The 3240-nt window shown below is 64.8% G+C and carries 3 protein-coding genes; all 3 read left to right on the forward strand.

Features of this window, described 5'->3' with window-relative positions; translation table 11 throughout:
• Window positions 1–31 precede the first annotated feature (31 nt).
• The 3 genes from AC4FAH_RS09370 to AC4FAH_RS09380 are packed head-to-tail and all read left to right on the forward strand — an operon-like array spanning window position 32 to window position 2988.
• A complete protein-coding gene (locus AC4FAH_RS09370; RefSeq protein WP_288990215.1) occupies window positions 32–1306 on the forward strand; it encodes a glycosyltransferase in 1275 nt (424 codons plus the stop codon).
• A complete protein-coding gene (locus tag AC4FAH_RS09375) occupies window positions 1299–2054 on the forward strand; it encodes a glycosyltransferase family 2 protein (RefSeq protein WP_043334128.1) in 756 nt (251 codons plus the stop codon). The genes AC4FAH_RS09370 and AC4FAH_RS09375 overlap by 8 nt, the downstream gene beginning before the upstream one ends.
• Window positions 2038–2988, forward strand: a complete 951-nt coding sequence (locus AC4FAH_RS09380) for a glycosyltransferase family A protein (protein ID WP_043334129.1) — start codon at window positions 2038–2040, stop codon at window positions 2986–2988. Before AC4FAH_RS09375 ends, AC4FAH_RS09380 begins: the two co-directional genes overlap by 17 nt.
• Window positions 2989–3240 lie beyond the last annotated feature (252 nt).

A 3240-nucleotide genomic window follows, 5' to 3' on the forward strand; every position in this document is an offset into this window, starting at 1 on the left:
GACAGCGAGCCTGTCGTGCGAGGAGCCTGATATGGCACATGTCGCTCTGTTGATTCAGGACATCAGTGCCTGTGGTGGCGTCGAGAAGGTGATGCATGGTCTGGCGCGGGACCTGAGCGCCAGTCACCGGGTCACGCTGGTCTCGGTGCGCGAAGGCGAGCCGTACTGGGGGCGTCTGGAGGGTGTCGAATATCGCACCCTCGGGCTGCCGGCCACCGGCACGCGCCAGAACTTCCGCCATTGGGTGACGCATCTGCGTCGCCTGATGCTGGAGGAGCGGATCGAGGTGATGGTCAGCGGCTACTTCGCCTTCCATCTGGCGGCGCAGCTGGCGGCACGCGGTACCGGTGGCGTCGATGGCGAGGGGCGCCCGCGTCCGCGCACGCGCATCATCGCCCAGGAGCACAGCGCCTATCATCACGACCGCCGTGCCAAGCGCATCGTCAAGCAGTTGGCCTATCGCCACCTCGACGTGCTGCAGGTGCTCAATGAGGTCGATGCCGAATGCTGGCGTCGCCGCGGCCTCACGCCGACGGTGATTCCCAATTATCTGGATGACCAGCAGGCGGACGAGGCACGCAGCCGCTGCGAACATCAGGTCGATGTGGTGATGGTCGGGCGTCTGGCGCCGATCAAGCGCCTCGACCTGGCGATTCGTGCCTTCGCGAATTCCGGCTACCGTCGCGGTCGCCTGGTGGTGGTCGGTGACGGCCCGGAGCGTGAACGCCTGCTGGCGCTATGCAACGAGCTGGGACTGCGCGTTTTCCAGGGCGCCAACGACAGCACGGTGCCTGGAGGCACTCAGGTGCTGTTCACCGGCGCGCTCAGGGATGTCTCCCACGAGCTGCGGCGTGCACGCCTGTTGCTGCTGACCTCGGAGCGCGAATGCCTGCCGATGAACGTGATCGAGGCCAAGCGTGAGGGGCTGCCGTGCCTGTCGCGCCCGGTGCGTTCCGGTCCGCTGGCGCTGATCGAGCATGGCCGTGACGGGATGCTCAGCGCGGAAGCGGATGGCAGTGAGGATGCCGCCATCATCGCGGAGCTTGCCCACGAGCTGGCGCGCCTCGAGTTCGATGACGAGCTTCTGCTGCGCCTCTCGAACGGTGCCTGGCAGAGCTTTGACCGCTACAGCGCGCACGCGGTGTTGCCGCAATATCAGCGTCTGATCTCGCGTCTCGCGCCGCCGACGCCCGGCGATGCGGCGACTACCGAGCAGGCGCGTCAGGATTCATCCGCAGACACGCGCCCAGACACACACTCGCGTCGCGTTCAGCGACAGCCGCTTGAGGAGAAGGCCCATGGCTGATGTCTCCGTCATCATGCCCAACTACGGCTATGACCGCCGCCTGCACGCCGCCGTCGACTCGGTACTGGCCCAGAGCGAGCCGGTACGCGAGATCCTGATCAGCGACGATGCCTCGCCGGATGGTGCCGCCAGTCGTCTGCGTGACGACTTCGCGGCGCTGGACACCGCTGGCGTCGAGATCCGCGTGCTGGAAACCGACACCAACGGTGGCCCGGGCCGGGCACGCAACCGTGCCATCGCCGAGGCCAAGGGCCGCTACATCGCCTTTCTGGATGCCGACGATGCCTGGCTGCCCGAGAAGATCGAACGCCAGATCGCCTTCATGCAGGACACCGGCGCCGGGCTTTCCTACACCGGCTACGAGATGGTCGACGAGCAGGGCGAGCACGTCTCGTACTTCGCGCCGCCCGAGCGCCTGACGCGTGACGACATGCTGCGCTCCAACTCCATCGGCTGCCTGACCGCCATCTATGACGCCGGTCGCTACGGGCGCTTCTACATGCCGACGATCCGCAAGCGTCAGGACCTGGCGCTGTGGCTGATCATCATCGGTCAGCTGGGCCCGGCGCAGGGCATGCCGGAACCGCTGGCGCGCTATACGCGTCGCGAGAGCAGCGTGTCGTCCAACAAGTTCAAGGCCGCCGCCTATCAGTGGCGTCTGTATCGTGAGGTGCTGGGGATGGATGTGATCAGCGCCAGTCGCAACTTTGTCCATTACGCGGTGAACGGTTATGCAAAACATCGTTGAACAGGATGTCGCGGCGTCCGCGACACCTTCCACCGAGTCCACGGCGGCTTCCCGCCACGCCGATGCAAGCGCGCAGCCGACCCTCGACTCGCGCCCGCGCGTGCTGGTCGGAGCACGCCAGGTGGATGACAGCGCGCGTCGTCAGGTGCCGGAGCTGACCTTCCTGATCTCGACCCTGGATGACGGCCTCTACAGCGTGCCGCGTCATGATGCGCTGCCCGGGGCGCGCTTCTTGATCGTGCATCAGCTGTCAGACCCTGCGAGCCGCGAGCAATACCGCGAGTACGCGCTGGCCAATTTCGATAGCCGTTTCGAGTACCTGGCGATCGACGGGCGGGGTCTGTCGAAGAGTCGCAACACGGCGCTGGCCGCCTGTGCCACGCGCTACGCCTATGTGCTGGATGACGACATCGAGCTGCATCCCCAGGCTGTCGCGCTGGTGATGGAAGCCTTCACCTGCACCGAAGCGGCCGCGATCAGCTTCCCCCACGTCAAGGCCTTCCCGCTGCATGAGCGAGACCCGGATCGGCCCGCGCCGCCGGTGTCCTTCAAGACCCACAGCCTGATGTCACTGGCGCGCGTGCGCTCGGTCGACATGGCGCTGGATCTCTGCCAGTTCCATGCACGCTTCGATGAGCAGTTCGGCCTGGGCACCGATCAGCCCTCCGGCGAGGAGTTCATCGTGCTGAGCGATGCGCGTCGTCAGGGCGCGCGTCTGATGCGTGCCAATCTGGGCATCGTCGCCCATGCGGGGGTCACCTCCGGCAGCGACTTCTACAGCACGCCGGCCAAGGCGCGCACCAAGGGGCGCATGTTTGCCCGCGCCACCGGCAGTCGTTTCTCGCCGTTGTCATTGGCCTTTTTCCTGCGCAAGGCGCCGGTCGCCATGAAGCATGGCCACCTGGCGACCTTCGCGAAGCATTACTTTCGCTGATGGCTGCCGCGCCGCTGATGGCTCTCATTGACTGACGGTTCTGATTTGATGACGACTCTAGCGCGAAGGCATGGCCATCCATGAGATGGCCATTGCCGCCCGGGTAGTCAATTGATCAAGCGGCATATCAGGGAAGTTGCGACAGGCAGGATCAGAAAGATAAGTCACAAGTTATATAGGGTCATGTTTTGGATCATATTGCGCCCGACAGGATGACTTTTCACGAAGTTGCTTTATAACAGAGCCACACTT

This window comes from Cobetia sp. (assembly GCF_983723665.1).